The organism is Longimicrobium sp. (assembly GCF_036554565.1).
Taxonomy (GTDB): domain Bacteria; phylum Gemmatimonadota; class Gemmatimonadetes; order Longimicrobiales; family Longimicrobiaceae; genus Longimicrobium.
Window position 1 is genome coordinate 1 of the sequence record NZ_DATBNB010000747.1, and the last position, 7,063, is coordinate 7,063.

The 7,063-nt window shown below is 65.2% G+C and carries 6 protein-coding genes and 1 pseudogene; 3 read left to right on the forward strand and 4 right to left on the reverse strand.

The genetic code is table 11. The features are described from left to right. A pseudogene (locus VIB55_RS21030) lies at positions 1 to 382 on the forward strand (hypothetical protein); the annotation flags it as partial. Between the two features lie 207 nt (positions 383 to 589). Here VIB55_RS21030 and VIB55_RS21035 read toward each other — a convergent pair. Beyond that, on the reverse strand, positions 590 to 784 hold the full coding sequence (locus tag VIB55_RS21035; RefSeq protein ID WP_331878635.1) for a hypothetical protein: 195 nt from the start codon (positions 782 to 784) through the stop codon (positions 590 to 592). A 499-nt stretch (positions 785 to 1,283) separates the two neighbouring features. Next, positions 1,284 to 1,895 (reverse strand): hypothetical protein, encoded by a 612-nt coding sequence (locus VIB55_RS21040; RefSeq protein ID WP_331878636.1) that lies wholly within the window; start codon positions 1,893 to 1,895, stop codon positions 1,284 to 1,286. A 944-nt stretch (positions 1,896 to 2,839) separates the two neighbouring features. Here VIB55_RS21040 and VIB55_RS21045 point away from each other — a divergent pair. Both VIB55_RS21045 and VIB55_RS21050 read left to right on the forward strand, forming a co-directional pair. Beyond that, on the forward strand, positions 2,840 to 4,447 hold the full coding sequence (locus VIB55_RS21045) for a hypothetical protein (RefSeq protein WP_331878637.1): 1,608 nt from the start codon (positions 2,840 to 2,842) through the stop codon (positions 4,445 to 4,447). Positions 4,448 to 4,874: 427 nt separating this feature from the next. Next, positions 4,875 to 5,318, forward strand: coding sequence for a hypothetical protein (locus tag VIB55_RS21050; protein ID WP_331878638.1), 444 nt, complete (start codon positions 4,875 to 4,877; stop codon positions 5,316 to 5,318). Positions 5,319 to 5,403: 85 nt separating this feature from the next. Here VIB55_RS21050 and VIB55_RS21055 read toward each other — a convergent pair whose 3' ends face one another. Next, the gene (locus tag VIB55_RS21055) at positions 5,404 to 6,078 is read right to left on the reverse strand and encodes a hypothetical protein (protein WP_331878639.1); all 675 of its coding nucleotides are present in this window, start codon (positions 6,076 to 6,078) and stop codon (positions 5,404 to 5,406) included. Between the two features lie 35 nt (positions 6,079 to 6,113). Further along, the gene (locus tag VIB55_RS21060) at positions 6,114 to 6,989 is read right to left on the reverse strand and encodes a hypothetical protein (protein ID WP_331878640.1); all 876 of its coding nucleotides are present in this window, start codon (positions 6,987 to 6,989) and stop codon (positions 6,114 to 6,116) included. Positions 6,990 to 7,063: the final 74 nt, after the last annotated feature.

Consider the following 7,063-nt stretch of genomic DNA (forward strand, 5'->3'; position numbering starts at 1 on the left):
GCTGGAAACGAAGGAGCGCGGCATCAACGACATCGCGTTCACCCCGGCGGAATTCCACCGCCTGATCGAGCTGGTGGACGACGGGACGATCTCCAGCGGCGGCGGCAAGGCGGTGCTGGCGGAGATGGTGCGCGGCGGCGGCGCGCCCGACGACATCGTGGAACGCCGCGGCCTGCGCCAGGTGAGCGACCCGGGCGCCATCGGCCCCATCGTGGACGAGGTGATCAACGCCAATGCCAAGAAGGCCGACGAGTACCGCCAAGGCAAGACGGGCCTGTTGGGCTTCTTCGTGGGCCAGGTAATGCGCCAGAGCGGCGGCAGCGCGAATCCGGAGCTGGTCAGCCGCCTTGTGAAAGCGCGGCTGGAGGCCGACGCGCCGTGAGCGCTGGACGAATTGGCGTCGAATCCGTGCGGCGGGGGCCGAAGAGCGGGTGAACCCGCCGCTCGGAAAGCGGTAAGCCCCGGCCTCAACTACATACGAGGGGGCCGGAGAACAATCTCCAGCGGGCGTCCGACGAGATTGCTGAGCGCCGTAGCCCGTGCCATATGAGTGCCCGGCGTGGTGGGCAAGAGGCGATTCTGCCGGTACTCAGTTGTGGTATTCTCTGATGGTGATCAGCCCTGCTCTTGAGGCGATCACTCCGGAAAAAACTGGTTTTCGCTTAGGAGTTGAGTCATGTAGAATCGAGCGCCTGCCAAGGTACATTTTATGCGGATGAGCAGCCACGACGAAACCCACATCAGGAGGAAGCGCCATGTCGAGCAAGAAGGTGGAGTGGGACATCGGACCGGATGGTAAGGGTACGAAAACAACGACCCACGAGCGCGATGATGGCAGTAAATCCATAACTGTGCAGGCCGCGAGGGAGAATCTTCTGGGTTTTAGGTCAGCGACCAATATACTAAGTGAGGAAGAGCGGTCTGCGCCGAAATGACCACACGTCTAACACAGGCCAAGTGGCTTCGCCGTCGGTCGCGTAATCCAACCGTTCGGCGGCAATAACATCCCGGTGAGCCAACGGGTGCGCGAGCGGTGGGGCGGCTGGTTGGTCGCGCAAACGGGAACGGCCGGCGATCTGGAAGATGATCGCCGGCCGAGTCGATTTCACGAGCCGAACGCCACATATTTCGGTCTTGAACGCTCGATCTCAGGGCTTAACAATTTTCTACTTGGAACTCACCCCTGAGGGGCAGGCCGGACTAGTCTAACGTGCGGGCATCCCGGCGCCGACCCGCACTAAATCGCCAGAGAGACCGCGCATTTCGCGTAACCTGCTTGTGAGCTAACATGTCTCACGGGCGAAGTGCACAAACGACCAGGGGGACTTCTCGAGTAACTCACGTCTCCTTCGTCCCTCCTTAACGGCAGAGGCTCCCATCGCTGCGAAAGAGGTGACCGCAAGAGAGGCGCTCAATGCTGCCGGGAGCGCCGCGGCAAAGGAACCAACCAAGCCGCTGACTGTTGCCCACACTGCCGGGTCCTCTCCCACGGAGGAAAGCCAACTCCTGAGAGACCTTTGATCGAGTTCAGCAATCTCAGCGATTTCATCCCGCATTGTACCAACTGCATCCGAAAGTGCGTGGCTAAGGCTCGCCTCCGTTGGCGATTCGGACACCAGTTTCCTCGCTTCCTGCCGGCATCTTCTCCGCATTCTTTCCAACTCAATACCTTTCTCATCCATCAACATAGCAATGCTCTCGATGTGCGGTGGGTGTAACGAGGAGGGCACGTGCGACGCTATCAATTTCTCAAACAAGTAAAACGCCAACTCAGATGCGCGAATGTCTGTTGTATCAATTCCCTTACTCATGGCGTTTCCAAGACGCGCTAAAAGCTTCAAGGTCGGGGCATGGGTAGTAAGCATCTCCGCGATGTCGATTGCATACTCCGCCATCAGGATCTCCCGTTTCGGGCGCGACGACGGGCGCCGGCTTCGGCAAGCGCTCGTGTGCATGGTAGCGAGCACGTCAGATGCACGCTTGGGATAGCTCAGTCCACCGGCGCTCATCCGCGACGTCGGCGAGGATGAGCGCGGTAATCGCGTCCTGATCCGCTGTCGGCAGCAACTCGGCAGCGCGCGTCACCTCCAGCGAGCATCTCCGTCAGTGATGATCGGCGCTTAGCAGGGCACGGCTCCAGGTTCCACTTTGTCCAAATCTATGGGCGTGCGGGAAAGCCCTCAAGTGGCTCCGACCTCACCGGACGATGGTTGCGGGCTCTGTTCGCGACCGGAAACAACGCGGGGCAGACCGCCGTCTGTCGTTCAGCGGTTCGTGTTATGCGGAGATACCAATGTGCGATGTCTTTGCACCCCATAGCGTACAGGCACGTTTACATGGCCCGCCCTCGTGGATGGAAGCGCCCGCTGGCGCTGGTCGTCGCTGTCACAACTAGCGCCCTTTTCCTGCCTCACGCGAAGCGCGAGATCTTCGGTGACCGCTGCTCGGGCCACGGCTGGGGAAGGGCCTCGGTGCGGGTGACGGCCTCGGACGCGCGTACAGGCCAGCCCCTCTCGAAGGAACAACAATGGCGGAGCGCGCTCGTCGTGCGTGACGGCGACTACGTCGACAGTAGCACCGTGGCATACGGCGCCGCTTGGGAGAGAGCTGGAACCTACGACGTGGTCGTCCGCGCGCCGGGCTACCGCGAGTGGAGACGCGAGGGCGTGCGCGTCCCAGAGCGGCTGTGCGACTTCAAGCGCGCCCGGCTGAAGGCGAGACTCGTACCATTAGGCCCCTAGTACTCGCCACCGGTTGTGCAATGTTCCGGAAGTAGCTATCCTCACGAAAACAGACGATTCTCGCCTGTTCCCACCCGAGTGGCTTCCGGAGGCACACCATGCTCGAGTTGAAACGCTGGACAAGGGTCACCAGAACCGCCGCCTTCCTGGCTTTTGCAGCGCTCGCCGCGTGCCAGGATGATCTGGTGACGACCTCGATCGACGGTGCAGCCGCCACCCTGCAGTCCAGCGAAACCGGGCTGGCGCATGGCCGCGGCCGCGGCTTGGAAGAAGAAGGGCCGCTCGGCCGGTTCGCCGCGGATAACCCGGAGTTCGGCGGGTGGTTTCAGGACGGGGATGGAGACCTGAACGTATGGGTGGTCAACCCGCAGGCGAACGCCGGAAAGGTTCGCGCAGCCGTGGCCCAAGCTATGGCGCAGGAGCCGCGTGATGCCACTGAGAAGGCCTCGTATACTGTGAAGGTACTCTCCGCGGCGTATGGCTTCGTCCAGCTCAGCGACTGGCGCGACACCCTGAGCACCCGCTTCGAGGCGTACCCCGGCATGCGCTGGATCGACGTAGACGACGTGCGCAACCGTGTGTCGGTGGCCGTCGACTCGCGTCGCACCCGCGCACTGCTGCGCAGGGATGCCGTGCGCATGGGCATCCCGTCGGGCTCCCTGAACGTGATGATGAGCGAGCCGGGGGACAACTGCACGCCGGAGATGATCGTCTGCGAATCCGATCCGTGCACGATGGACCCGTACGCCGCCGGCTGCAGCGGCGACGATCCCTGCTCTGTGGATCCCTACGCGTCCGGGTGCCAAGACCCGTGCTCCATCGATCCGAACTCCCCTCAATGCACCGAAGATCCGTGCGTGGTAGATCCCAATGACCCGGCGTGCACCTCCTCCAGCGAACCTCCGGCCGAGCCCGTTTACTCCGACAATGTTCAACCGGAGGAGATTCCGGGAACGTTGAGCCAGCGATTCGCGCAGTTGCAGGGCGGGATTCAGATCGCGTACCAAGACGACGAGGCGTTGACATGCACGCTCGGCTTCGTGGCCAACAGCCCCACCCGTGGCGTGGTGGTAGTCACCAACGCCCACTGCAGCAACGACCTGGGCAGCACCGACGGCACGGTGTATGGTCAGCCGACGGCCGCCAACACCCCGTGGGGGAGCGACTGGTTCGGCCAGGAGGTGTACGATCCTCCGCTCAAATACGGATGGGGGTGCTTCCTGGGTTGCCGAAACAGCGACGCGAACTTCGTAAGCACATCGTTCAGCGGGTTCAGCCGGCCGTACGCGTTCGGCAAGGTGGCCCGGCCCCTTGGTCCCACGACGGCTATAAGCGATACCACCACGCGCCTGAACACGTCGTCACCGCAGTTGACCATCTCGCGTGAGGCGCGGCCCTCGATCAGCGGGAGCAGGATCCACAAGATCGGCCGGACCACCGGTTGGACCCGCGGCCGGCTGACGTATTACTGCCGGAAGGAACGCGGCTACTACTGCCAGGACGGCGCCAACTACGTTTTTCGGCACGGGGACAGCGGCTCCCCGGTCTTTCTCCTGTTGGCCAACGGCACGATCGGGCTCATCGGGGTGCACCACTCCAGGATGAGCAACTGGAACTTCAACGAAAGCATCTACAGCCCGCTCTCCCGTATGCGTAAGGACCTGGGCTCGTTCCAAACCTATCCGGGTGGACCCTGGACCTCGTAGCCACACTGGCGTCAGGAAACCGCGGGGCCGTGTCTCGAAAGGACAGGGCCCCGCGATCCGTCATTGGGGGACCGCGACTCCGAAGATCAGGAGGTACCCCGTGCACCCTCGACAATTACAGCATCGTCTCGATGCGCCACCTCTGACAGTCCGCGGTCCGTGTAGGTGCGGACGATGGCGTCAGCGCCGTTGGCGGTGGAGCAGCTGGCGAACTCCAGCGACTTGCTGCTGATCGTGGCGGTCTGCGTATTAGTGTACGGCGGGGCATCACCAACACCGAACGAGTTCATCTGCCTACACACAAGACAGATTCGCACCGGGTGGCGGGGCCGGAGCCGATCTTGCCTGCTTCGTCGTCCCTCAGTTGCCCCGAGGATACTCACCCCTACTCTTGAACGCGTGCCAGATGCGACCGATCTGCTTGCCGGTGTTCCTTTACGCCTTGGCTGCGTGCCAGAAGAGCGATCCGCCGCCCGTCGCGTCCGACAACGCCGCCACGGCGGCCGCCGCTTCGCGGCCTGCGTCGTCAGGCTCCGTCGCCTCGCTCCCGCGCTGGCAGCCCGGTGAGGACGTGCAGGAGGCGCTGGTGACGGGAACCCTGGTCGTGGAGAACGGCTGCCTGGTGGTGCGCACCGGCACGGACGAGCGGTATGCGGTGCTCTGGCCGCCGCACGTGGACCTTGCCCTGGAACCACGCGGCAGGGCCGTCCGCGACCGTCAGACCGGCGTCATGGCCAAGGTGGACGGGCCGGTGAGCCTGAGCGGCGGTGAATCCCCGGGCTCGTCGGGTGACGCCGGGCACCTGCGCGACGACCTGCCGGCGGGCTGTCCGGACAAGCTCTGGCTGGCCGCCGGGATACAGACGCCCTGAGGCACTGGCATCATCCGCCCAGCAGCAACGTGGCCGGCAATCCGATGAGATCGCCGGCCACGTTGTCATCACGACGTCAGCGGGTCTACGCAACTCGCCGGGTCGATGGATTTCGCAGCCACCCCGCGGTCGCGATGAGCAGCACGCCGACGATGGCGGTGACGATCGTGATGAACACGGGGGAGCCCGCGACGATCGGCTGGGCCAGGAAGCCGTCGCGCAGAAGCCCGTTGAAGAGCACGAACAGCAGCGTCCCCGTCAGCACCATCGGCAGCAGGAGGATCGCCGCGAAGGTGGCGGCGCGCCAGCGAATTCCGCGCGTCGCCCTCCATCCCGCCACGATTCCCGCCCCGCAGATCAGCGTGACGAGCGTCATCGTCAGCCAGTAGACCGTCGGGCTGATCGTCTGCCCGCCCGACAGGGCGCGCGCGACCACCAGCTCGTCGCCGCCCCGCATTCCCACCGTGATGATGCGGGCCAGCGGGTTGGCCGCGAAGATCAGCGCCAGCCCCATCCACCGCGCGTTCCAATCCGCCCGGCGCGTGAGGACGATGCCGATGGCGATCACCAGGTAGCTGAACAGCGGGCCCGCCGCGGTGGGTGCGGGCGTCGTGCAGCCGGCGGAGAGGCTCCACTCGTTGAAGTCGCGCGTCGCCCACTCGCCGCACATCAGCCGGCCCGTGACCGTGTGCGCCAGCTCGTGCGCCTCATGCACCGCCAGGATCAGGACGCAGAACGCGGCCAGCCAGCGCAGGCCCATGCGCGTCGTGTCCCTTGGCGTCGGAGTCGCGGTGCTCATCGGGCCCCCGTGATCGCGCACTGCAGCGCGGCGGCTTGCGCGGGAACGTGGTCGCGGCCCACGACGGCGAACACGCGTTCACCGCGCGCGGCGGCGGTGGCCAGTACCGTGTACATGTGCCGATTGCGGAACTCGCTGGAGGCGCGATTCACGTCGTTGGTGAAGATGCCGCCCGTCTCCGCGGACGATTTTAGCGGATCGAACCAGCGCGTCGGCGCCTGCCACCACGCCGCCGGCTCCGTCCAGTAGCGCCGGTACGCCGCGTCGAGAGCGTCGATCGTCCACGCCGCGCCGAACTGCTCGCCGAACATGGCGTTGGCCTGCTGCAGCATCCGCGCGACGCCCGCCTTCAGCTCCGCCTCGCCCAGCCCCTGCCGCTCGCGCAGGCGCGCCGTCTCGCGGAGGATGTAGAAGAGCTTCACCTGGTCCTGCGGAAAGCGCTCCAGCATCGCCGCCACCTCGGCCTGGGGCGGCGGCTCCAGGCGCTCCACGCGCGCGCCCGCCTGCTGCGCGAGGAAGCGGACGTAGCCGGACTCCCCGTATTGGCGGATGGTCTCGTCGCCCGTCTCGGCGATGGGACGCGCGGGACCCTCGTAGAACGCCACCGTTGGCCGGCGCTGCTCCCACAACTGGCGGATGGCGGCGAACTGCGGGTGTTCGGGATCGCGCGAGTGCGACGCACCGAAATAGCTGAGGTGGCCCGTCGCGGACGAGATCTCCAGCGGCGGAAGGTCGTCCGGTGCGGAGGCGCGGTCGGCGTAGGGCATCAGCCGCTCCGCGCAGGCGGCGATAGGATCGGCAGCGGCAGCTTGGCCCCACGCGGGAACGGCTGCGCCGAAAGCGGCGCACGAGGCCGCGACAAGGATTCGCATCGTAGTGGTCAGGTAAGGAGAATGAGCATTACCCGCGGCCGCGCATCGGCGGCCCGCTGCGACTACGATGGGGT